Consider the following 22,437-nt stretch of genomic DNA (forward strand, 5'->3'; position numbering starts at 1 on the left):
CAACTCTAAACCGGTGGAGTGACTGAGGAGAACATCGGCCCGGTGTAGTTAATTGGCTCGCCGTTGATTTCATCAACCATTCGGTTTTTGGCATCCATCCAGTCTTGGAATACATAGACGCGCTCATTGATTAGAGGATGATTTTCGGCAGATGCGGCAGCGAGAAATGCAATCGCCTGACCCACTTCAACACAGACCAACAACCCTAGGTTGACGTGCCAGCTGTTCCGCCCATAAACCCCCGTCAACGAAAAGCCATGCATCTCTTCCCCGATCGGTCCGGTGTCCTCCAGGTGATCTACTACGGATTTCCGATTGGGGTGTGCGCCGAAGTCTATCGAAGCGTCATAATGCGCCTGAACGTACTCCGCCATCACAGGATCAAGCGCTTTGAGCCCTTTAACTGACTTCGCGACCGTGAAAGTGTCCCGGCAAGCCTTATGAGCTTTTTCAGAATCATGTCGATGAAACCAAATATCGGCCTTGCCCCCATCACAGGCTATGAGGAATGCATAGCAGGCTGACTCTAAAGCTGTGCGGGCAATCGGAAAGGTCGACACAACATGCCCCGACATCGCCTGCCGGACCGCGCTTAGCAACATCGTATAGGCATTCATCACCAGCAGGCCCGCCGTAGGGTTGGCCTCAAAGTCGTGAGCAAAGATCTCCTGCTGAAAGATCTCGTCCATCTGCTCGACCAAGAACATCAGTTGAGGCGGCTCGGTTGCGTGATCCTGAGCGTTCTCGAAGGTCGCTATCAGGTAGTCCTGCAGGGTTCCAGCGTTGATTTTCACCGTGCTCAGTCCATGTACGTTTAATCGGAGAGATGTGAATAAACGTACACGAAGTATCGTCATACGGGGTTGGTTTTCTCGGCGAGCGTGACGAGCAGTCGGGCATCATGGAGATGCGTGGTGGGTAGTGCTGCACCGGCGGGGACAGCATTGAGGTCGATGCTCAGTTGTCCGGGGCTCGATCATACTTTATTCGGTATCCCCTCCGGCCAGGCACTGGAGCAGAGCCGGTCATGATCTGCGTCGGTAAACCATGGCCGCCCCTAAGGTAAGGCGACCATGCCGTAAATCCAACGCCTAACGGCTTACTTTTTTCAGAAGGTCTGCGGCAGCGGATTCAATCTTAACCAGCATCTGAGCCCTTGGCTTGCACTCCTCATAGCCTTTAAGGAGCAAGTCTCGGACAGTCTCGATGGCCTTTAGAGTGTCCTGCTGGTTGGGATATCCCTCAACTGCAGGACCGTAATAGAGCTTGGCGTCGACCTCTCTCGTAATACCGCCGGGATGCTCCATGAAAGCCCAGTCTTCAAGGCGCGATCGCACCTGGTTCAATCTCTCGTAAACTCTGGCAGTTACACCGGCAGCACTCGCAGAACTATTGCAGAGCTTATGCAGGATGGGCCCAATCGTTGTGTGCATCTCCAATGACATGCCACGTGCCGGGCGCCACTTAGAACGAACCCCTGGCGCCCCGCCGTACGCTATCGCTCCATTTCTGACACCAACGAATGGCATTGTCCGCGATCTGTACGGCTTTCCGGAGGCGGTACGGGCTGGGCTAACAAACTTGGAGTCGTATGCCATTTGTTCAGGCATACCTTTCGGATAAGAACTTTCCGGAATTCCCTCCACCTGGGCCTGTACCTTCGCGAGTAGTTCCTGACTAGGTGAAATTAAGTATGGGACGGCTTGACCCGGGTAGTAGAGCCCCGGCCACTCTGGTGCCACCTGATATAGCCCATTCGACTGCAACCATTCCTTCCGGAACCCCGGAGTAGGCGAAATGTAGGGCTCATCTAGCAGTAACCAATTGCCGGTTTGTGGATCCTCCCAGCCGGTCATGTGGTCGGCTTTGGGCACCCTACCCAAGCCATTCATGATCTCAATAATCCCCTTCCGGAAAACTCTCACCAACCCGGTCGAGTTCATAAAGAGAAGAGTAAAACTGGCTTGATCCAGATATTGCATCGCACTGATCTGGCTGGCAGCATCCGTGCGCATTTCAAGGTGATCTGAGGCTTCAAGCTTGAACTTGCTCAGATACGCGCCACCAAACTTTAGACCATCAGCAAGCAACTCAGACAGGGGGCGCTTGAGATGGACCCCTACAGTGTAGCGACCAGAGGATGGAACCTCAGACCTGAGATCATTCCAGTACACAGTCACATAGGCGGTATAGATTTGAGCCGCGGCCTTGGCAATCGCACGCTTGGCATGCAGGAAGTTCTGGAATCCTGCCTTGCGAGCAGCCTCTTCGAGGGCTTCGTAATGAGTGATACCAAATTCGCGCTTGATTGCCTTTGCCAGGCGCTTGATGCCGTCGACGGTAGACGGAGGAGTAGCGAGGGTAACCATGAATGTCTCCCGGCCTATCACGCAGCGTCACCCGTCTCCGCTACAACAGACCGATTGATTTCACAGTCGGTCGCTTAGCAAGGCAGTGCCGTTACCAGCTTTAAAGACGGGTGTCATACGCCTGCCGGGGCGCGATCGCATGGTAGCAACGGTTTTACATTCAGTTCAAGTAGCAACGCCCACCTCTACGGGTGCTTGTTATGCTGCCTTTTCTACCGAGGGAGGGTGGGGACCGCTACGCTTGGTTGACCAGCATCTCGCAGCGCTTGCAATTGCTCCGTACTTGGGTTGTGGTGTTCAGTCATTGGTCTTGCGACCTTCATTATTCCAGAGGCTGCGCTTTAGTCTTAATGGTTAGGGAGAGAACCAGGCATCATGGCAAACCGACCTCCACTTACGGACGCTATCGCCGTAGCGATTTCTCGTCTCGTTGATGACTCACAAACTGAAAAGCGTGAGCCCACCCACTCTGACATCGAATTCCAGATCGACCAGGCCAAGCTCACTCCCGCTGATCCAGGAAGGTCAAATAGCAAGCCCATCGGAAAATCAAAACGAGTACGCGGCACACTGAGCTGGGCGCTATCTAATGATCTGTCCGCCGGCGAGGCCCTGGTTTCCGGACTCATATCTACTGTCCAAGGTTACGGTGGATTTCGCCCAACCTCCCGCAACTACTGCGGTGCAGAGGCAATCACAAATCTCATCGCGGTCTTTGCTGCACAAGGCTGGGATCTTTCATTGGATGGCTCGCTTCAGCCGCGAGTTTTGGACTCACTGACGAGCAAGGCGCTTACGTCGGCGCTGCAGGCTTATGCTGACCGCGCACGGCGCGGCGCGTTGGACAGCCCGCTGTTAGCTGGCACGGCCAAAGACCTATTGGAAGCAACAGCTGCTCATGTGCTGGTTGAAAAATGGGGCTCGTACCCAAGCACCTCCAATTTTCCAACATTATTAGGGCAAGCATTTACGGCCCTTGGTCTCGCCACGCCTAGCGATCCTGTAGTTGCTGGTGAGCCTGCCCATAGGCGAATGGAGCGCGCCACATATGACCTGGGCTGCGCCTTGAACGCTTTGCGTAACAAAGAGGGTACTGGTCACGGCCGGCCTTGGATTAGCGGTATCACTCCCATGCAGGCTCGTTTTTCCATTGAGTCCATGGGCAACATTGCGTCAATGCTGCTGGACGCACTGACATGAGATGTCCGCTTCGGTAGGAACGACGGGGCTTCCGAGGTTGTCTACTCAAGACCTATGCACCGTGCATAGGTCTTGAGTAATTCATAATGATTACAAGACGTAGGACGCTACGCCCCTGATTTTTGATAACACAAGCAGCCCTCTCCCTGCCGTAGTCTTCAATCAGGTAACTGCGCTCTGATTTCGGCAAGCACATCTATGATGCGAGCCTGCTCACGCGGATCGTGTGGGGCTGCAGCTTTGGCGGCCGTCTCAGCACGTTCGAGGAGCGTTCGCAGCGCATCTCGATCGTTCTCATTTAAGTCGAGGGCAAAAGTAATTCGAATAGTCATTTCCATTGCCCGTGCAATGTAACCTGGATGTCGGCTGCCCGACACTTGGCCACCAGGGTCGAACTGTCGTAACACAACAGTTCGACTCGACTCCCCACACTGCTTGACGCGTCGTCGAACAGGGAGGCGGCACTGACCGGCGCAAACAGGTTGGCATTCTGGTAATCGCTCAGCCGCCCAGTTAATTGCCAGATTTCATGCATGGAAGTTTCAGACATGGTTTCTTCCTTTCATGGTTAAGAGATTTGGCACTCACTGCGGGAGTTACATGTGTCGAGTCTGTGACCGAATCTCGGCGTCATGCTCCGTGGTTTGATCAGGTTCAGTGAATTGAACCAGAGTAGCCGTTGCAGGAAGCTGTTCAGCCCCAGTTGGAGTGGCTGTTATCTCGATGGACTCGCCCATTTTGCCCAGAAGACGCCGCACAGCCTGGTTCGGGTCCTCGCCAAGCTGCAGGCCTATGCGATCGCGCACGTCTTCAATCAAGGCATCAGGGAAGTGCTCGGCCAGGTGTGCTGTACGCTTTGCGGTGTGATGATCGCCGCCGTTATCACGGTCGTACACCATGGAGAAAAAGCGGATGTTGTAGCGCTTGGCCAGGGCGATAATGGCTTTCTGAGTATTTTCACCCGGTTCGCCAGTCGTGCCCACGAACAGAACTCGCTGTCGCTCCTCGGGTGAGGCGAGCTGGTAGGTGCTCAGGGTGTCAACACCGCCCTCACTGAAACGAATTTCGGTGGGGTTTGCGCATTTCGGGTTGGCGAGGTAGATACCTTTTTCAGTTTCTGTCGTAAAGCCCTTGAACTCACGTCGTTCGCCATTGATCACCTGAGCACCGCGGTACTCATAGCCGCAGAACTTAGAATCAGCATCAATGTGAGGAAAAACAGCGGATCCATGCCGGCTCGTACGCCAACGCGTTTCGGCCAACACTTCGGACGAGATCCCTCGCTCTTGGCTCAGGTAGCTATCACGACGAGACATGAAGCCAAACGTGCGGTAGTGGTTTTCCGTGCTGGTTGCGATTGTCTCTAGGCGCTCGCGTTCCTTCCTCTGTCGCGACTCTTCACGTGCGCGATCAATACGGGCCTGCTCTTCCGCTGAGTTACCCAGCGAAGGTAGAACGCCCCCCTGAAACGCACGAACATCGTCCTTGGCCTGGATGAAGGTGCCGCCCCTGGCTTCCTGATAGAACTTGAAGATGTCACCGCTCTTCCCCGAATGGCGGTCATGCCAGACCCAATTGTCATCAGCGGCCTGGTAAATGTCGTATTTCCCTGAGCCGTGGCGGAAAACAGCATGTCCTTTGTACGAGGCCTTCTTGTCGTACTCCATGCCCAGGTGAACAGCGTAGTCGGTCAGGTCAACGTCGCGCTTCATCGCGGCGACTTCGCGGGCGTCTGATGCTTTGTCATATTTCATTGAGCGTGCTACAGCAGTACCAGGAACCTGCCGTCGCACTCGACCAAGAGGCTGTCGATCAGCGAGTGTGTTATCGGGCAATAGACCCTCACGTCCCCTTCCGGGACCTGCTGCCAGATCGCATGTGGACAACGCACGCAGGCCGTCTGAGGAAGCTCGCCCTGCAGGGCGTTTAATGTTGCCGAGCGGACGGGAGAAGGCTTCTTCGTTTGCGGCGTCACCGGCGCTGGTGGCGCGCTCAAATTGGCCGAGGCTGCCGACGACTCGATGGCCTGCGGCGCCGGCTCGGGATTCGGGTCGGGAAACTCCATCGGCGGCGACAGGTCGTCCATCAACGCAGGGGTATCGGCCGAGGCCGGTAAGGGTGGCAGGTCGGACAGGATCAATTCGGACATAGCGGGCCTCCTGAGGCTCAGGCTTCATCAGTTTCAGCTTCGTGGTGAATAAGGCGGTCTTCATTACCTGGAGGGTTTCGCAAAGGTCGCGGCGCTGCTCTGGGGGAACGCATGAGCCGGGGTTTGTCCATCGCGCAACTTCTGCACCTGGAGCGGGGTTTTCTGCAGCTACAACGGCAACGCGTCGGGCATCAGCCGGCCAGGTCTGTTCGTCGATGCGAAGGTCGACGATTTCGGCGCCGAAGGCCTTGGCGTGCTCGATCTCAACCTCTACGGGCGGCAGGACAGCGACGGACCGGAGGGGTTGTTCTTGGGGCTGCTCCTTCGCCTGGCCGGGGAACTGGAAAAGTGGAGAGCCCCCCTGGAGACGATCGAGGACGGAAAGTTTCTGAGGGGTCAGCCTGAACGGCTGACCTGTATGGACGGATGCGCGAATAGCTTCGCGAGCCTGAGGCATCAGGTCGAGAGCGTTCTCTTTGTAGACGAATTCCGCCGTCGACCTCTTGAATGGGAGCCAGTTGGCTTGACTCAGGTACGTTTTGCACCCGTGGATTCCGCGGGTATAGGCGACATACCAAGCCTGCAGGGAAGCGTAGGATGACGGCAGGTAGTAAGACTGCATAACAGTCATGCCCTGCGCTTTGTGGCCGGTCATCGCATAGCCGTGCTGCAGCGACTCGTATTCACTGGCATTGATCTTGACCGTCCTCCCATCGTCCCGGGTGATCGTGAACAGAATGTCCTCGATCCGCTCACCGTCGACTTCGCGGGTGATTCGCTCGATACCCAGCACGGTGCCAAGGTCCCCGTTGTAGATCGGTTCGTTCTGAGAGTCCTTGGCCGTTTTGCGCAAAAGCAGGCGGTCACCAATCGCAACCTGGATCGTGAATCGCTCGCCGGGCAGTACCTCGGTTTCGATGCTTACGCTACCTACAGCACTCAATTCACCACGAGCGAATCGGGCATCACGAATTTTGTGGTTGAGCGCCCGTACCTGTTCGTTCGTATCAGTGAGGACAAGAATCTGGGACCAGTCCAACTCACGGACAACGCTATCCCTCCCTGGCAGACCAGCTTTCATATCAGAGAAAACATCGCCAACCAACTCGTCAGCTTCGTTCACGCCGTCAGCGAAAACCTTGAGCTGATCATCGCGCTGCATGTGGCGGATCGCATCGCTCACCTTGCCTTCATAAAGGGCCTGAGCAGTAGGCCTGAACTGGTCGACTTGGCGAGCGATCGTTTCGATCTTGGCGCAGCGATCCCCAACAGCGTCGTGCAGAAGGCCGAACAATGCGGCTGTCTCCACTGCGTCATGCTGGTTTCTATCACCAACGCAGATCAGGCGGGCGCCTGCCTGGTGACAAGCCACCACCAGGTTATGCATTTGGTAGGTGTCCAGCATGCCGGCTTCGTCGCACACGACGATATCGCCGCGTCCGATGAGATCCTGCTGTTTGAAACGCTGCCCAGCCTGCTGCGCGGCAAGCGTGTTCTGGTGCTTGATCAGTAGTGAATGGACAGTCTGGGCCTGAATACCGGTCGACTTACCCAGCTCCGTTGCCTGCTTGTTTGCAGGCGCAACGCCAATTACACGGCGCCCCTGCGCCTTGAAAACTTCGGCGTATACGCGGAAGGTCGGCGCCAGAGTGGAAGACTTACCAACGCCAGCCGCCCCCTTAAAGAATGTGTACTGACCTGGCCCAGTCAGATTGTAGGCAGCCTGGCGCTGCTCCTGAGTGAGCCGAAAAGGCTTTTCGCCTGGCTTCTGGGTCGCCTGTTTTTCCTTCTCATAGTCGTCAATCACCTGGTCAACAAAAGCACGGCCAACATTCCAACTCGGATCATCGAGACCAGCATGCACCGCCTTTACGCAGTCAGCTTCAAGGGTGAAGAGCTCCTTCGTCGTGTAACGCTTCGGCGGCATGCGGCCGTTTTCGTCCGGCTGCTGGGGAATTTCGATGAGGCCGAGTTGTTTGTAAATCTCCGACTTGGTTGCTTCGATTTCTTCAAGGCCACCTTTGCCAATGGTCAGGTGCGCGGCCGCAGAATCGATCGCGAATTCATCGATCACGGTGGATCCGCGGAACACCATGCGCTGCAGCTCAGTGAGACTCGGTGCCTGGAGATCTTTGGCGGTTGATGCCTTCAGCTCGACAGTGGGAATCGCTTCGCGCCAATGACCATCCAGGCTGTCGCCTAGCTCGATGTCCTTCGCATCGCGGCTTCGGACGGCGATAGCCTGAGCTGCAGCTTGGCCAGAGGTGGCCATAGTCTTCTTCTCTGCCTGGATCTGCTCGCTGCGCTTGGAAAACTCGGCGACGAGTTCCTTCGAAACTGAAGCATCGTTGAGACGCAGGCCATGCCCGCTCCAATCAACGACCATCGCAGAAGCCAACTCGGGGAGGCGTGCCTGGAGACGCTGATAAAAGGCCACGTCGACGACTGCACCAAACTCCTTCTGGCTCTTGTACAGCCATCCCGCATCGAGGGTCAGGAACTTGCCGTCGACGGTGCGAACGAAATTCGGCCGTTCCAGGTGTACGTGAAGCTGAGGATCAGGGAAGTCCTGGCCGGGGGCGCGACGTGCTGTGCAATGGGCATATGTCAGAGTGACGCACTCGCCGGTTACAGACTCTGCGCCCTGAGCGCCTTCACGTCCGCGAATCCGGCCAGTACGGTGCTCGCGCTCGATCGCATCGTTCACAGCCCCCATCATGCATTCCTGGATCACGCGACGGGTTTGGTCGTCGGCCTGTGCCCAGTAGATGCTGATGGACTTCTGCAGGCTCACACACGAGCTGAAGCCGAGAACAGGATCCTTTGCCGATTTTTCTTTCCCGTCCTTCTCCAGTCGCTCTAGGTCGCCGACGTCGAGCTGCTTTTTCGAGGACGGGTTTGCCTTCTTCGACTCAGCTTCCTGAATAGCCTTGTCGATGGCATTTTGACGCTTCTCATCAAGGAACGCCTCTCCGGTGCGTGGGTTGATTCCACGGAAAAGAGCTAGGTAATCACCGTCCTGCGGATGCTCACCGAGGCCCAGCTTGTTGGACAACGGGCCTGCAATACCCGATGCCAAAGTGTCGTTGCCGGACTTGTGGTAGTAGTCCTCTCGCCCTGTGCCTTGGTCGCCCTCCACCTGACTGACGATAGCGGCGATCTCGGTGTCGACTTTCGCCAGTTCGGCAGCCATGACCTCATCTGTCACGCCACGCTCTGCGCCGAGATCAATGCGCTTCTCACGTAAGGCCTGGAGCTCCTTCAGCTTCTTTTCAAAGTAGGAAGCCTTGGCAGCAAAATTACTGGCCGTGGTCTTCTGGTTGCTCATCCCGTAGTGACTCATCGCTCAATCTCCATGCCTGTCTGCTCGGCAATGAGGCGATCCATAACCATCGGCACGAGCCGATTGAGCATCGGCTCGATGGTGCCGGCGAGCAGTTCAGGCCGGCGTTCAGCTTGGCTGGCGAGAACCTGCAACAGCAGATCAGGAAGAGCAGAGCCCAGAAGGGAAGAAACGGACTGGGTGATTGCGCCTGCCATCGAAGCCACAACCGGACCATCGAGGAGAACGGGAACAGGTCGGGAAGGATCGGCGCTGAAACGCTGCGCAGCCATGAAACCGGCGATTTCTTCGTCTGTGCGCATAGACATGAGGGCATCGAGCACGCGGCCTTGAGCGACGCCCAGACGAGCCGAAAGGCGTTCCAGACGCACTGCCGCAACCGCATCCAGGTACTGGGTCGAGGTCTTCGCCCCGGCCTTCTTCCGCGCCATTTTCCTTTTCCCTTCTGAGAGCGTTTCTCAGGTAGACGGCTTTAGCCGGCGTACCTTGCTTTGCTTTGTTGCTATTCCGACTTGGAGGCCGCGCATGGCGTGGGCTCCGGGCCGACGCGAAGCACCCGAAGGGTGCAGATGTGTTAAGAAAACCTCATCGCAAAACCACAATAATCCAGAAAAACCATCATAGCAAGACCAGTAAAACCATAAAAACCATCAAGAAAAACCAGTAATAACCATTGACGACCAGATAAAACCAGCTTTAAATCTATTCCAAGGGGTGTGTAAAACCAGAAAGACCCACTAAAATCCAGTTTCAACCATTAACATCACACTGGAGGAGGTCGGGATGTTCAAACGCCCTGAGGACCTGATCGCGGAACAACAGGAAGCCGAAGAGATGGCTGCAGAACTGGAGGCATGGCTCGCAAAAGAGGAAGCCACCGAGCAGAAAAACCGGCGTGGGGCTGGTTATCGCCTACTGAATCCGGTGCGAGTACAGATCGCCCTACTGATGCAGCGCGGGAAAACCGTAAAGGACATCCATCGGGCACTTGATGAAGCACTTGGCATCAAGGTCGATCTCAAGACCGTACGCAAATTCATGGTCGAGAACATGCCAGAGGAATACGCCTCGTATCTGGGTGCAAACAAGCGAGGCAAGAAGGAAAACCGGGTCTATCAGGACGGTTCAAAGCCAGCTCACGAAGAGTTGACAGCCTCACCGACCCCGGCAGAGCAGGAGCAGATTGACCGTCACCTAAAGGTTAAGACCTCTCCGGTGCAACGAGTGAAAACCGCTGAGATATCAGCAAAAAAACCGCCACTTACCGCTGGTGATCTCCGAGCGATGACTGGTCAGCTTGATCCAGAGAAGTACCGAACCGACGACTAGTCGGAACCTCTACGAAAGGAAGAGAAAAATGCGCGTAGCACTCGTCAACCTTGGCGGCAACCAAGGCAAGACCACCCTCTCAGTAAACCTGTTCGCGCCACGTATGCCGGAAGCGAAGATCTTGGCAGTAGAAACGATCAACGCCGCGGGTGGTGACCTTGGCGCTGCCGTTGAGCAACTGAAGGGCGAGCAGTTCGCCCGGATCTATGCGGAACTTGCCTCCACCGACGATTTGATCCTGGATGTTGGCGCATCGAATATCGAAGACTTCCTGGTCGGCCTTTCCCGTTTCGAGGATGGCCACGATGAAATCGATCTGTTCGTCATCCCCTGTACTTCTGACACCAAGGAACGCACTGAGGCCATGAAAACGGCCCACATGCTCAGCACTCTCGGTGTTCCTCCAAAAAAAATTCAGTTCGTGTTCAACCGAGTCGTTGATGGCGTCGAGGCTGAGTTTGCGGACGTGCTGAACTTCGCGAAAAAAAGCGGTGTGGCGTTTGCCAATCCGGCATGCGTTGTCCCTGAGTCGGAGCTTTTCGCCCTGCTCTCGGATAAGAAAATGAACATCGTCCAAGCACTGAGTGATATCACCGATTACAAGGCCGAGTTGAAAGAAGCAACTCGCTCCGACGACAAGAAGGCTTGGCGTCGTGCCATGGACATGCTGGCTATCACCAAGCAGTCCAAATCGATGGATCGACAGTTGCAGCAGGTTTTCGAACTGCTGACTTCGACGGTTGGGGCCTGACGATGAGCGCGCTCCCGATGAATGTCAGCGAAGCTGCTCTCACACGGGAGCAACTGATGCTGCGCGAGCTCTTCCGCGATCACTTCGAGCTGGCTGATCGTTTCGAGGCGACAGCAAATCAGATGGTCGCCGTCGATCGATCTCTACATGGCTCTGGCGAGCAGCAGGGAATTGCAGAGTTACTGCTCGATGCTGCAGAAAATATCCGTGGCGCAGCATCATCAATCGACACCATGAACTTGGATGGCTTCTCGCGAACGCTCGATTCCCTCAGCCGGCAGATCGCCGGTCTACCAGGTCGTTTGCTCAGGCCGGCCGATGAGATCGACTTCCGAGCCTCACTGCGGGAGGGGATTGCTCAGGTGCTGGCTGATTCGATCATCGATGCCAAGCTTCAAGTTGAGCGAGAAGCGGTTGAGGTCGCCATCAATGACCTAGCTGGGCGCGTTAAAGCGGCGATGGCACAGCTAGGCGAGAGTTCAGCTAACTACTTCGCAGAGCGCAACCAACTGCGAGGCCAACTCGACGCAGAGAAAGTTAAGTCGGCTGCGGTGATGGAGCGACTGACGTACTTCGAACAGGACAAAGACAACGCCTTGCGCCAGATGACCACCAACTTTGCGGCCACGGCTCAGCGCACAGGTACAGCTCGCTTGATCGACCTTTGCGCGGGTCTGGCAATCGGCATCGTCGTGTCGCTCAGCGTCCTGGTGCCGATGGCCAGCCAATACCTAAACCAACAAATCCACGCCAAACAACAGCGCTAACGCGCAACCACTACTGAAGGAGAAATCGCATGGTCAACCAAGGCGATGATGGGGATTTTCGTGCGCGAAAAAAGAAGGTGAGCCTACTTGGCAGTGACGCAGAGGCTTTTATCCGCGCCCGACATGAGGAGCGCGAAGAGTTCAAACGCCTTGAAGGGCGGGACCTCGATGGCCTGGACACACTGGCCAAGGATCCGCGCATGGAAGAGCTGCATAAGCAACATCAGCAGCGGGACGACGCTCCAGCATCCTACGCTGAGCAGCGCAAAGATGCCCAGGAGGCGGTCCAGGAGGAGCAAAAAAAGCTGACTGATCATCGGGTCAGCCACGACAAACAGGGCGAACAAGCCGGGAGATCAATGTGATGGATAACAGAACCCTAATTGCAGCATCGGCACTGGTCGCAGTCTTCACGGGTCAAGTGGGTGCTTGTCCTCTTGTGGATTGCCTGCCGGGATTGAGCGAACCTCAGTTTCAGTCTCGTGAAGACATGCTCGGTTTGTATGACCTGAAGCAGCCTGGGCAAGCGGCAATGCACGTTGGGTTAATCGCCGCCGACCTAAGAATCGCGCGCCTCGAAACGGAGAACCGTGCTCTTCGTATCGCTCTGGCAACTGGTACTCCACCGGACGACAGCAGCCTCAGGTTTTATCCAAGCCTGAACAGCTTCCTGGACGCAATGAAATCGGACCTGATTCAGACAGAAACAACTGGCCGGATGCCTCAATTGCGTCATTTTGAGCAACGGGTCCGCAATGCGGACACTCGAGCAAAAATAGCTGATGCATCGCGGGCGCTGGTAATCGAGAGCGCTCAAATTGCTGCGGCGGCGAACGCAAATAAGCAAGCAAATTGAAAGGGTGGCTCACCTGAGCGGCAACTCAGGTGAGCCGGTTTCGCGGCAGGAAAAACCCACGAAAGGAAGAAATTGTATGGTAACGCAATTCCGTAATTACATGGAAAATCTGCTTCTTTGGGCCACAGATCCTGAAGCAGCAAAACGCGCATGGCGCGAGCGCCGAACACAGGCCATTCGCATAGCGCTTGGCCCACAACTGAGCGCGGATACTCGCGGTTGGCCGGCCAATCAGATCCTCCACGATGATGTGGTCGAGGCCCTCCCATCGGATCGTGCATCGCTCACGCGCCGCGCCTTCTATGGCCGCGCTGCATTCCATGCGGGCGCTCGACTCCAGAAGCGCCTACGCGCCCGGAATTTCGCGCTGAGCGTCGGTTCGCTCCTCCTAGTATCAGCTACGGCCTACCTCATGGGTCGCAACGGTTCCAGCCTCGCCTGGCAATGGGGTTCGATCGCTGCCGGTCTCTGCATCGCTGTGGTAGGGGGGTACGTTCTCCTTTGCTCGCTTGGTCTTACTCCTAGGGCTTGGCGACTGATGGTCCCTGCTGGCCCGCTGCTAACTGAGGATGAAATTCAGGATGTGAAAAAGTTCGGCGCTCGCGTGTTGCTGCGCGTAACTCCGCCTCGGACTCCTGCCGATCTGGTTGGCTCGTATCGATCATGGACGTACGATCGCGATGGCAACCCTGTTGATGGTCAGATCGTGCCCGATGACCTATCGGTGTCCTATTTGCGCAAAGCACTGGTCGATGAGTCGATGCCAATGGCTGTCGCCGGAATCGCCATTCTGCTGGCCGGTCTATTCGTCGCTTCCGATTCCCTGAGCTGGTTCATCGCGCCGGTCGCCGCTGGCGGCGCTGCAGTTTGGTCGTTCCTAGCGATCTTCGACCTATCCTCGATCGCTAAGACCCGAGCTGCGGCGGCCCGCGAGGCCCTGGCGGTCTCTGCCTATCCCAAACTCATTGAGCAGGAAGGTAAGAGCAAATTCGCGGACTTCGATCGCGCATTGAATGAACAGATCGAACGAGCAATGAACGAAAAGTCTTCGTTCATCAACCTGGGCACTGCAACTGACCTATTTGCTGAACGACGTGATCCGTATAGCCCCGCCCAAGCGGGCATGCCTTTCGGCCTGTCCGTGGGGGACCTTTCGACGCACATGCTTGTGCTAGGCCAAACCGGGACCGGTAAAACGGCAGCGGTGATTCGGCCAGTGGTCTGGCAATGGCAAGAGGCAAAAGCAGGCGGCCTGCTGGTACTGGACGGCAAGGGTCAACTTCCGAAAGAGCTCGCAGGCCTGCCTGGTTACCAGGTTATCAGCCCCGAATCGTCGAACTTCAACGCCATCCAGAATCTCCAGCCGGATGAAGTCGCCGATACTCTTTTCCAGCTATTCAGCTCCGATAAAGGTAATGCGGGCGACGTTTCGGGCAGCGAGTGGGAGCAATTCGCCCGTGAGCTGCTGCGCAGCACGGCGAAAGTCCTTGCCCTCATGAATGCCTTGGAGCCGGTCGAGTGGCCATGGAATCTCAGCTCAATCTACAAACTCGCATTTGAGCCAAGTAGCCGTGATCGCGCAAAAGAACTGATCGAAGGCGATTGCATGCATCTTCTCCCTGGACACCTGCATCGTGCTTATAACTCGTTCATGGTGCGCCACCTGCAGAAAGCCACCGAAACCCGTTCGTCCATCGAACTCAATTTGGAAACCTGGCTCGGTACTCTCATCAATGATCAAGAGCTTGGTGCGTGGGCTGACTGCGTTGAGGGTGTCGAGATCGAGGACTGCCTCTACGGCGCAATGATTGGGCTGGCTCTACCTGATACCCAGAGTGGCGTTGCCATTTCGGCGCTGGCTAAGCGTCGCTTCTATAGCGCGATCAAGCGCCGTGGCGACAACTGGAAAACCGAAGGCCAGGAGCCTGTGCTCCTGGTAGTCGACGAGGCACAGGATCTGGTTTCGCATGAAGAGCTGGCGATCCTGCCTAAAGCGCGCTCGCTCGGTTTGTGCGCGTTGTACTCGACTCAGGGCCTCGATGGTCTGCAGGTTGCACTGCAGGACGAGCAGGCCACGATCATGCTCCTAGATCAATATCGTTCTGTGGTGAGCATGCAAGTCGGCTCTGAGATGACCCTCGACTACGTTTCCCAGCGCTTGGGGGCTGCACCTCGCGTGGTGTTTTCTGAGGTCGCTGCGAACACAACTGATCCGGTGGCCACCGCGAACCTTTACGGCGCCAATGCTGGCGGTTACTCCACTGGAACCTTAGCTGCCAAAGCGCAGACATCCGACGAGATGATCAAAGTTGGCCGCTCGTATAGCCATGTCGGCCAGGCTATCAGCACTGTCTCTGAATTAGCGAAGAAACTGGGCGCTGAACAGGCATGGCAGCAGCTGCCTGCCGCAATTCGTCGGGAGCGGCCGGCTGGCAGCGTAAAAATTGGCGAGATCCCGCTCGTGTCGCCGGAGGAGATTCGGTCCCTGACGATGAAAAAATTCACGGCCCTGGCTGCGGTAAATCGTTGCGGCACCGTCCGCCGCGCCCAGATCCGTCTCAATCCGATGTTCACATTCCCGACCGAGCAGCAAATTGAACAAGCCGCTGAGGAGGTAGCAGCATGAAAAACTCTTCCGCACATCTCCTAGCCCAGCATGGCGACCTGCTCCAGGTCGGTTCGGTTATCGTCGGCGAGCCGCTACAACTCAAGTCTGGCCGGTTAATGAAAGCGATCGGTGTCGCGGCGCTCTCCATCGCAGTTGCCGCCGGCGCGGGGCACTTCACCCAAGGTGTTCGGGAAGAGTCTGCTCGTATCGCTGCTGCCGAGAAGGCAAAGGCTGCACGGGTGGCCGAGGAAAAGCGCATTGCGGCCATCCAGGTGGTGGGCCTAAAACAACGTCTGACGGCATTGCAATCTCGGATCAGTTCTAAGCGTGATGCCTTACTGGAACGCTTCGGGCCGCTACTAGCCAATCGAGAAACAGATCCTGACGTGGATTATCTGCTTCAGCGCTATCCAGTACCAATCAAGCCCCTTCAGGGCATTGATCCAGTTGCATTCGAGGTCTTCATCGAACTCGACCGCGACAGCTGGGTTGCGAATGGAACCAGTCCGAAACTGGATGAGCATTATCAAACTGAAAACGCAAAGATCCAGGAAGGCATGAACTACCTGGACAAAATCAACCGCGAGCTACTGCAGATTGCGCAAGGCAAAACGGCCACAGGCCCAAAAACTGAGACGCGGGAGCTGAAAGATCCCGCGTCCCCAGCGAAGCCGGCAGCCTCTCGCTCTATGCCGGCCGCGCAGGCAGCACCCGAGCCGCTCATGCCGCTGGAAACTTCAGCACCCGCACCGGCGGCAAAGCCTCACGCGGCGTCCACGGGCGTGCCAGGCAAGGTCCAGGTCCTGGACTGGTAGTCTTGTCGGCTCGCGCCTTAAAGGATCCCAGCCTCGGCCGGGATCTTTATGCCCGCTGCGCGGGCCGAGCCCAGAAGGGAAAATGTTGAGCGCCGGGGCGGGACATGTCCCTGCGCACCAGGGGGAGGCTTTGAAGGATTACTGGTAAATTCGGCGCCAGAACGAAAAAACCACCGTGAGGTGGTTTCTTCGTTAAGCACTTTCATATGTCCGCGGGTGGAGGCTTTCGCCCTCGTTTCTCTCGGCAAGTGAATTCAATCTAAGGATATTCGCGGTTGTCGTCAATGCTTGCTCAACCTATCGCGCCTCGATTGCGAATCTGCTCAGTAGCTGGGCCATTTGCTCCTGGTACTCGCTGTACTCGTCCAGGAGCACTGGGTCGCCGGCTAACCCTGGTAAATAATCAGGCCCGTACTCAGCCACAAGAGCGCCTTTAAGCATCCAGTCCAGATACAAGGGGCGCAGCACCCTCTCAGCCAGCCCAGGTTTGCCGTGCGCCCAATAGAGTCGATGCTCGGGGGTAGAGACGAAAGCGCAGCCTTTCGCCCATGCAATATAGTCAACTTCCCAGTAAATTCCGATCGCATCAAGGTGGATCGCGAACCAAAGTGAACCACTGGGTTCTTTCGATGCCCATGCTCTCCAGGATTGCGGATAGGCGTTGCTGGCCAGGCCGGCGAACGCAGAGCCTGGATAGTAGGCCATACGATCACGCCCGATCTGCAGGACGGGAACGGAGTTAATGATGTGATCGAGGAGCAGATCATTCAGGTGAGGTTTCATGGCTTGGATGCTACCGACCTACCCTCCTCGCCTCAATTCCAAGCAGGTTTGAAAATTACCGATAAAATACGCGAACTTTTTAGACGGGGAGGCCGTATGTCGCTTTTTGACCCCATGCGCGATTTTTTCCAGCGGCGCGCTTCAAACCGCCTGACAACCAGTCTGTCATCACTGGCGATCCATATCGACCATTCTAACGACACCCAGCGGCTCCAGTTCCCGTTTCCAGGGGCGGGATCGTTTATCGTCGCTGAGCGGGACGGTGTACGCATCGGCCATGTTGACTACAGCCTCAACGTGCTCAAGGACCGGGTGTATATCAACAAGATCGAGATAGCGCCCGAGCATCATCGTCAGGGCAACGGACTGGCACTGCTATGGCACCTCTGGCAAACGCACCAGGTGCCAATCATTCCCCTCTACGAGTACGAGCTATCGCACGGGTTCTGGGACAAAGCTCGGGCCAGGTTCAAAGCTGCAGGTGCTGAAATTGGCCCTCAGTTGGGATCTCAGACTCAGATGGACGAAGAATCCGAGCGCTGGCAACACCTGATACCGGAGTCTGAGGTAGACCGTTCAATCCGTAAATATTGGGAATGGGTTGCGAGTGAGCACGCTGCAGGTCAGCCTGCAGGGCCCGGCATAAAATGAAGGACGTCAACTCATCCGGCTCTGGTGAGCTAATTGGAGCCCCAGCAGACCGTCGTCTGACGGCAGCGCAGTTTCAGGTCCTGGCTAAGGTGCCGGCCGCAGTCGAATGGTTCGCCAATATCGACAACCCACGCAACCGCCGCGACCAATGCTTTGGAGCATGAGGCCGATATCGCCAGGGTCCAGCAGTGGCTGGGGCATGCCAATATCAGCACCACGCGCATAGATGGTAGCCCGCAGAATGCGGACAAAATCGTACGCTAAGCCAATGTGGGACCCCGGCGCAGCCGGAACCCCCTGCAAAATGCCCCCGTCAGCAGGCCATACACTGGGGGCTTACTGACAACGAGGTACTGACGATACGGGATTTTCGGAGAAAGCGGCAAACCGCCGAACAGCAGCGCCGGGTAGAGCATGTCCTTGACGCCCAAAAGCAGTTTTTGGCCCTGTATGAGCAGCCTGAGAGGCCTGCCAGCTTGGCCGATGAATTGGACGCTGTCAGGGCCAGCTCTGAACGGGGGCTGAGGGATGATCGGGGGGGAATCTAGGTGATCCAGGAGGTGACAGCATGATTGACATAGTGATTATGGATTCACTATTATTCATCTGCGCCTAGGCGTGAACCACAGGGTGGTTACAGGGATCTTCGGATCGCACCCCGCTTCTGATGAAAGTCAGATGGCCCAGTGCCAGGTAACAGCGTCCTGCCCCGTCGAACGCATGCAATCGACGGCTGAGAATCCCGCCTAGAGCGGGATTCGCCGTTTCTTGCCCTTCACTTTTGCGGCTTCGGCCGATTCCGTACTTCCTTGGGGCATTGGCCCTTGGGCTTTCTTTGCGTATCCATCGCGACCTTGAAGACACTAAACCCCTTTTTGTTGATCGGGGTATCCGGTGAGCCTTCGCCAGTGCGTGCGAAATACGCGCTGGTGACGTGAATCCGCAGCAAGCGGTGTTCGCGATAGAACGCTAGGCACACTTTGTACGGTTCCAGCAGGCCGGTAGCGCTGTTAAACACGCTCATGGTGAAAAACCGCTCCCCTTCCGTGTGGTAGATCGTAGCGGCGTCCAGCTTCTCTATGATGCCCTTGAGCTGCTTGGAGGCTTCGAAGCGTTCTAGGCAGACCATTTGCCCATGCCGACCGTCTTCGTACCGGTACGGAATGTTGGTGCCGCTATCGTCTTTCGTGAAGCAGTGGAGGCCGTAAGTCACAACGAATTCGTAGTCTTGTCTATCGGCCTTGAAGACCACCAGGTGCGACGACAGGTGGCCGAGATCGTACTCAACGCCGTCGTGCTCGAACGACTGCCACTCTTGGATAGAATCGACGTGAAATTTAGCCAAGCTCAGTCCCCGAGCACGTAAGGTAAGAGCCCGATTTTACACGAAAAAAACCGTTCGTCTGGCGAGCTGACGCGCAAGCGAAATCGTCGTGTCATTCTCAACGAATGTGGGCCGAGGCGGATGTTATCGAGCCGCATTCCGGGCTTTGGGGAACAATGGAACAGGAAGTGCACATAGGCGCCGCAGGCTTAGCGTACGATTTTTCCCGAATTCTGCGGGCTCCCCATATATGATCAGCGAGTCTCCAGACCAGGAGACTCGCCGACACATTAAGTGCGGTATTAGGCACCGCCGCCCTGCGGGGGCTGTGGCGGTCGGAACGGGGTGATCGCCCGGCTTATAGATCCCGTCAGAATCTGCCGGGTGCTCATAGACAGCCCACCCATAATCCCCTGCATCGAGTTCTCGTAAGGATTGAGGCCCGGTTCGCTAAGCGAAATCATATTGAGCACACTACGGGGAAATGAGGTGATCAGTTGAGCACTGGTGACAACTACGTTCCAGGACAACAGGATAATCACTACAACCATCAGCAATCCGCCGATCAGAATCCCTCCGAGGCTTTCCAGCGGACGGCCGACATCAGCGACACCAGGATCAAACATCCCCCAAAGTCCCATAGCCATCGCCTGGACCATTGCCAGGCCGATAGCGCTAATCACAATCGCAGCTGCCAGGCCACCCACGGCCAAAGCAGGATAGAGGAAGATGAAGGCGTTCCACCCTTTCGCCGACAATTGAGAGGTGTGCTCTTCGCCTTTCGGTGCGGCCATACCAGCCGACCAGAGCGTCACTCCGAAAAAGGTCGTAGCAACGGCTACGAGCCAGCTGATTGCCCCCATCAGTCCATAGATAGCAAACAATAGAGGCATAACGTAGCCAAGTAACCCGCCGGAGACAATCATTACTCCTCCGATTGCTTTTGGCAGCGTCCCATCAGTGATTGAGTTAAGACCGGGGATGTATTTCGCGATCGTCCCGCCCGCAAAAAATCCAATGCCAGTGCCAACGAGCGAGCGTCCCCAGGACGCAATGTTGTGAATATTCTGGTTCGAGGGCCCGGTCGTGGACTTGAGGATGTCGAGCGAAAAAACTCTAGCCAGCAGCGACTTTTCAGCACCAACATTTCCAGGTTGAATCTGTGCCAGGGCTTCGCTTTCGACCAGTTTTGAGAGCGCGTCGCCCGGAGTCATCGCCGAAAGCGTGGATTTTGGCATCATCTGTGCCGTCGCGCCCTCTGCGTAGCTAGCAGCACGTGAGAAGTCGCTCGCTGCGCGCAACACGAAAGTGCCGCCGAGCATCCAACCCCAGTTCTTCACTTCGTCAAAATACGCTTCACTACGAGCAGCCTGGTCAGTTGCAATCGTGGTGCTGATGGTTTGCTCAACCATGGTTTTGTACCAGTCTGCGGACTGACTAGCCCATGTGATACTTTCCTCAAAAAACGTCTTCGCGTCCCCTGCCCCCACGGTCCCGTCCCGAGCCAAAATCGCCTGCTGGACGGCATGCTCGACCAGACCGATCCAGATCTGACGCTGAGCCGAGGCTATACCAACCTCGATAGAGGCGGCATTGTTTTTCTTGACCTGTTCATACTCATCACTGCATGTCATTGACGACAACCAACCGGATTGGCAAAACCACCCCTCGGTTTCCATCTCCCCCTCGACCGTGCCAGTAACCGCGTCGGGATCGATCAATCGTTGGACACCCATGCTGACAGCACGGGCCAATTCGTCGTTCGGAGGAATTAACGGTATCTGTAAAGATCGGCCCGCGTTTGCGATATACACGCCTGCAGCAGCGGCTTTAGTCGAGCCCGCAGCTGGATACTTACCGCCGTAAACCTGATTCCATTTTATTTTTAAAGCCTCATTCGCAAGGTCACGACTCGATAGCGAACTTAATTGATCGTTCGGATCTCGGAATATTTTCAGACCAGCGAGTTGGACCGCTGAGATTTTCCAACTGTTTAGCATGTCCAAAGCGACTTTCGCGTCGACCTCAACTCGGAATTTCGGATCACTAAACAGGTTATGGCGATGCATCAGTTCAAATGCATTGTGTTGCATCGTGTCGCCGAATTCGGCCGCAGATTTGGAGACACCGGCGACAAGAGCGTGTCCTGGCGTCAAAGTGATCTGAATCCCGCCGGCACTAGAGACAGGAATAACCGGTGCAATTAGAGTCAGGGCGAAGATCACCCGCAGCGGGTAGAAAAAAGCCTCGTTCCCATCTTTTGCACCGAAAAAATTCCCGTTGTTTTTGAGTCGGAAAATTCCGAGAAATATAGCCCAGGCCGCGAGGGCACCGAACATGGCTAGGCCGAGAGTTGAAAAAGCGGATGCAAATATCGTCAGTGGTGTTACGTCCTGAGCACCTATTCCAGGGAGTTCTGCCGCATCAAATATCCAACGACCAAAAAGCCATGTCAGTACAAGTGCGGAGAAACTATTCATTCGATAGCCCTCACCCGCACACAGTAATCATTAGGCAGCACTCGCCCTATCAACAACGACGGTCGTTTAAAAATCTCTCGCAAAAATCGCAACGGGTGTGGTGCGCTTTGCGTATAAGCCATATGAATGCGGTAGGCATTCTGAAAAAGCAACATCAGCACCATATTCAGAAAAACACCATTAGCGAAAAGAAGCATTTTGCCCTGCCCCCAGCTTGCAACAAAATAAGCAAGCACAGCCGCCACACTAAGAACTAATACAAAATTGACAAAAATAAGCGACTTATAAGCCCGCCGCAGTGACTCATTCGTAACTTGACTCTTCAAACAAATGTCATCCCACAAAAGCTCATCATCAAGCTCTGCGAGATGGCGACCAGCTTTCGCCTGTATCCGTATTTCACTGACCCAATGGTAAATATTTTTAATAAAATAAATCGGAAGAGTAGCGGCATTTTTAAGCTCACGACCAGCATTGACAGTCTGACGGTAACCACTCAGGTAACCAAACGCCGCTTTAAACTTACTCATGATTACTACTCCCCATATAAACAGGAGGAATTGGAGTTTCTGGAGCCTTGATTTGCATCGTGCTTTCGCTTCTATCAAACTGCGGCAGTTCACGAGCCGGCAAGACCAAGCCGAAATAAATAATTAGAAAAACGCCGATAGCCCTTGGAATCTTTACGCTTGCCTCTTTGAACATAGTTTCCGTCCTCCTTCGAAAGAATTTCCTCTACAGTTCCAGCCAGGGCTGAAATTATATAGCCGTCATGCATGCATGATTCTGGCAACTCACATGCTTTAACCTGTATCTCTCGCAGTATTGCGAGAACCTTTTTTAGCTGCTCATACGACACAACCAAAGCCTCTTCATGTTCACACACATAATTCTATGACCCTAAAGCTCAGCCATCTAATTGATTATTCACAAACATGAAAATGCTTTTGCAATTACATAAGAATAAATTGGATGGCTATTAGCTTGATTTTCAGAGCATAAAGAAAACCCA

At 55.5% G+C, this 22,437-nt stretch carries 20 protein-coding genes; 9 read left to right on the forward strand and 11 right to left on the reverse strand.

All coding sequences use genetic code 11. The annotated features are described in order from the left end of the window. Positions 1-5: 5 nt before the first annotated feature. Together M5G11_RS08320 and M5G11_RS08325 are read right to left on the reverse strand one after the other, a co-directional pair. Positions 6-794, reverse strand: a complete 789-nt coding sequence (locus M5G11_RS08320) for a hypothetical protein (protein WP_273909000.1) — start codon at positions 792-794, stop codon at positions 6-8. A 297-nt stretch (positions 795-1,091) separates the two neighbouring features. Next, on the reverse strand, positions 1,092-2,369 hold the full coding sequence (locus M5G11_RS08325) for a DUF5623 domain-containing protein (protein WP_273908999.1): 1,278 nt from the start codon (positions 2,367-2,369) through the stop codon (positions 1,092-1,094). A gap of 375 nt (positions 2,370-2,744) precedes the next feature. Here M5G11_RS08325 and M5G11_RS08330 point away from each other — a divergent pair, with 375 nt between their 5' ends. Continuing rightward, a complete protein-coding gene (locus M5G11_RS08330; RefSeq protein ID WP_273908998.1) occupies positions 2,745-3,569 on the forward strand; it encodes an abortive infection family protein in 825 nt (274 codons plus the stop codon). 158 nt (positions 3,570-3,727) lie between these two features. Here M5G11_RS08330 and M5G11_RS08335 read toward each other — a convergent pair whose 3' ends face one another. The 4 genes from M5G11_RS08335 to M5G11_RS08350 are packed head-to-tail and all read right to left on the reverse strand — an operon-like array spanning position 3,728 to position 9,492. Then, positions 3,728-3,901, reverse strand: coding sequence for a hypothetical protein (locus tag M5G11_RS08335; RefSeq protein ID WP_273908997.1), 174 nt, complete (start codon positions 3,899-3,901; stop codon positions 3,728-3,730). Beyond that, entirely contained in the window at positions 3,898-4,119 is a 222-nt protein-coding gene (locus tag M5G11_RS08340; protein ID WP_273908996.1) for a hypothetical protein, read from the reverse strand. The genes M5G11_RS08335 and M5G11_RS08340 overlap by 4 nt, the downstream gene beginning before the upstream one ends. Before the next feature lie 46 nt (positions 4,120-4,165). Beyond that, on the reverse strand, positions 4,166-9,061 hold the full coding sequence (gene mobF, locus M5G11_RS08345; RefSeq protein WP_273908995.1) for a MobF family relaxase: 4,896 nt from the start codon (positions 9,059-9,061) through the stop codon (positions 4,166-4,168). Next, positions 9,058-9,492: a hypothetical protein gene (locus M5G11_RS08350; RefSeq protein ID WP_273908994.1), complete on the reverse strand. Its 435-nt coding sequence runs from the start codon at positions 9,490-9,492 to the stop codon at positions 9,058-9,060. Before M5G11_RS08350 ends, mobF begins: the two co-directional genes overlap by 4 nt. A gap of 352 nt (positions 9,493-9,844) precedes the next feature. Here M5G11_RS08350 and M5G11_RS08355 point away from each other — a divergent pair, with 352 nt between their 5' ends. The 7 genes from M5G11_RS08355 to M5G11_RS08385 all read left to right on the forward strand — a co-directional run bounded on the left by M5G11_RS08355 (position 9,845) and on the right by M5G11_RS08385 (position 16,187). Beyond that, the gene (locus tag M5G11_RS08355; protein WP_273908993.1) at positions 9,845-10,390 is read left to right on the forward strand and encodes a hypothetical protein; all 546 of its coding nucleotides are present in this window, start codon (positions 9,845-9,847) and stop codon (positions 10,388-10,390) included. 28 nt (positions 10,391-10,418) lie between these two features. After that, positions 10,419-11,141, forward strand: coding sequence for a StbB family protein (gene stbB / locus M5G11_RS08360; protein WP_273908992.1), 723 nt, complete (start codon positions 10,419-10,421; stop codon positions 11,139-11,141). Between the two features lie 17 nt (positions 11,142-11,158). Continuing rightward, on the forward strand, positions 11,159-11,908 hold the full coding sequence (locus M5G11_RS08365) for a hypothetical protein (RefSeq protein WP_273908991.1): 750 nt from the start codon (positions 11,159-11,161) through the stop codon (positions 11,906-11,908). A 29-nt stretch (positions 11,909-11,937) separates the two neighbouring features. Next, positions 11,938-12,273, forward strand: coding sequence for a hypothetical protein (locus M5G11_RS08370; RefSeq protein ID WP_273908990.1), 336 nt, complete (start codon positions 11,938-11,940; stop codon positions 12,271-12,273). Further along, positions 12,273-12,764 carry a hypothetical protein gene (locus M5G11_RS08375; RefSeq protein WP_273908989.1) on the forward strand — a complete coding sequence of 164 codons (492 nt, stop codon included), beginning with the start codon at positions 12,273-12,275 and terminating at the stop codon, positions 12,762-12,764. The genes M5G11_RS08370 and M5G11_RS08375 overlap by 1 nt, the downstream gene beginning before the upstream one ends. 76 nt (positions 12,765-12,840) lie before the next feature. Continuing rightward, positions 12,841-15,390: a type IV secretory system conjugative DNA transfer family protein gene (locus M5G11_RS08380; protein ID WP_273908988.1), complete on the forward strand. Its 2,550-nt coding sequence runs from the start codon at positions 12,841-12,843 to the stop codon at positions 15,388-15,390. Continuing rightward, the gene (locus M5G11_RS08385) at positions 15,387-16,187 is read left to right on the forward strand and encodes a hypothetical protein (protein WP_273908987.1); all 801 of its coding nucleotides are present in this window, start codon (positions 15,387-15,389) and stop codon (positions 16,185-16,187) included. Before M5G11_RS08380 ends, M5G11_RS08385 begins: the two co-directional genes overlap by 4 nt. A gap of 297 nt (positions 16,188-16,484) precedes the next feature. On the opposite strand, the gene M5G11_RS08390 is transcribed toward M5G11_RS08385, so the two are convergent. Beyond that, positions 16,485-16,970: a hypothetical protein gene (locus M5G11_RS08390; protein ID WP_273908986.1), complete on the reverse strand. Its 486-nt coding sequence runs from the start codon at positions 16,968-16,970 to the stop codon at positions 16,485-16,487. Positions 16,971-17,066: 96 nt separating this feature from the next. Here M5G11_RS08390 and M5G11_RS08395 point away from each other — a divergent pair, with 96 nt between their 5' ends. Further along, positions 17,067-17,621, forward strand: coding sequence for a GNAT family N-acetyltransferase (locus M5G11_RS08395; RefSeq protein ID WP_273908985.1), 555 nt, complete (start codon positions 17,067-17,069; stop codon positions 17,619-17,621). A 775-nt stretch (positions 17,622-18,396) separates the two neighbouring features. On the opposite strand, the gene M5G11_RS08400 is transcribed toward M5G11_RS08395, so the two are convergent. The 4 genes from M5G11_RS08400 to M5G11_RS08415 form a co-directional block, all read right to left on the reverse strand. Beyond that, on the reverse strand, positions 18,397-18,966 hold the full coding sequence (locus M5G11_RS08400; RefSeq protein WP_273908984.1) for a hypothetical protein: 570 nt from the start codon (positions 18,964-18,966) through the stop codon (positions 18,397-18,399). 281 nt (positions 18,967-19,247) lie between these two features. Beyond that, entirely contained in the window at positions 19,248-21,425 is a 2,178-nt protein-coding gene (locus tag M5G11_RS08405) for a hypothetical protein (protein ID WP_273908983.1), read from the reverse strand. Continuing rightward, a complete protein-coding gene (locus M5G11_RS08410) occupies positions 21,422-21,955 on the reverse strand; it encodes a hypothetical protein (RefSeq protein ID WP_273908982.1) in 534 nt (177 codons plus the stop codon). The genes M5G11_RS08405 and M5G11_RS08410 overlap by 4 nt, the downstream gene beginning before the upstream one ends. Beyond that, complete coding sequence (locus M5G11_RS08415; protein WP_273908981.1) at positions 21,948-22,130, reverse strand: hypothetical protein; 183 nt, start codon at positions 22,128-22,130, stop codon at positions 21,948-21,950. The genes M5G11_RS08410 and M5G11_RS08415 overlap by 8 nt, the downstream gene beginning before the upstream one ends. Positions 22,131-22,437 lie beyond the last annotated feature (307 nt).

Source organism: Pseudomonas fontis (genome assembly GCF_028656955.1).
Lineage (GTDB): Bacteria > Pseudomonadota > Gammaproteobacteria > Pseudomonadales > Pseudomonadaceae > Aquipseudomonas > Aquipseudomonas fontis.

Bases quoted from the DNA above. Each gene is read 5' to 3' on its own strand.
- M5G11_RS08405 (WP_273908983.1), bottom strand. From the start codon at position 21,425: ATGAATAGTTTCTCCGCACTTGTACTGACATGGCTTTTTGGTCGTTGG.
- M5G11_RS08395 (WP_273908985.1), top strand. From the start codon at position 17,067: ATGTCGCTTTTTGACCCCATGCGCGATTTTTTCCAGCGGCGCGCTTCA.
- M5G11_RS08370 (WP_273908990.1), top strand. From the start codon at position 11,938: ATGGTCAACCAAGGCGATGATGGGGATTTTCGTGCGCGAAAAAAGAAG.
- M5G11_RS08380 (WP_273908988.1), top strand. From the start codon at position 12,841: ATGGTAACGCAATTCCGTAATTACATGGAAAATCTGCTTCTTTGGGCC.
- M5G11_RS08415 (WP_273908981.1), bottom strand. From the start codon at position 22,130: ATGTTCAAAGAGGCAAGCGTAAAGATTCCAAGGGCTATCGGCGTTTTT.
- mobF (WP_273908995.1), bottom strand. From the start codon at position 9,061: ATGAGTCACTACGGGATGAGCAACCAGAAGACCACGGCCAGTAATTTT.
- M5G11_RS08375 (WP_273908989.1), top strand. From the start codon at position 12,273: ATGGATAACAGAACCCTAATTGCAGCATCGGCACTGGTCGCAGTCTTC.
- M5G11_RS08385 (WP_273908987.1), top strand. From the start codon at position 15,387: ATGAAAAACTCTTCCGCACATCTCCTAGCCCAGCATGGCGACCTGCTC.
- M5G11_RS08365 (WP_273908991.1), top strand. From the start codon at position 11,159: ATGAATGTCAGCGAAGCTGCTCTCACACGGGAGCAACTGATGCTGCGC.
- M5G11_RS08355 (WP_273908993.1), top strand. From the start codon at position 9,845: ATGTTCAAACGCCCTGAGGACCTGATCGCGGAACAACAGGAAGCCGAA.
- stbB (WP_273908992.1), top strand. From the start codon at position 10,419: ATGCGCGTAGCACTCGTCAACCTTGGCGGCAACCAAGGCAAGACCACC.
- M5G11_RS08330 (WP_273908998.1), top strand. From the start codon at position 2,745: ATGGCAAACCGACCTCCACTTACGGACGCTATCGCCGTAGCGATTTCT.
- M5G11_RS08325 (WP_273908999.1), bottom strand. From the start codon at position 2,369: ATGGTTACCCTCGCTACTCCTCCGTCTACCGTCGACGGCATCAAGCGC.
- M5G11_RS08335 (WP_273908997.1), bottom strand. From the start codon at position 3,901: ATGACTATTCGAATTACTTTTGCCCTCGACTTAAATGAGAACGATCGA.
- M5G11_RS08350 (WP_273908994.1), bottom strand. From the start codon at position 9,492: ATGGCGCGGAAGAAGGCCGGGGCGAAGACCTCGACCCAGTACCTGGAT.
- M5G11_RS08410 (WP_273908982.1), bottom strand. From the start codon at position 21,955: ATGAGTAAGTTTAAAGCGGCGTTTGGTTACCTGAGTGGTTACCGTCAG.
- M5G11_RS08340 (WP_273908996.1), bottom strand. From the start codon at position 4,119: ATGTCTGAAACTTCCATGCATGAAATCTGGCAATTAACTGGGCGGCTG.
- M5G11_RS08390 (WP_273908986.1), bottom strand. From the start codon at position 16,970: ATGAAACCTCACCTGAATGATCTGCTCCTCGATCACATCATTAACTCC.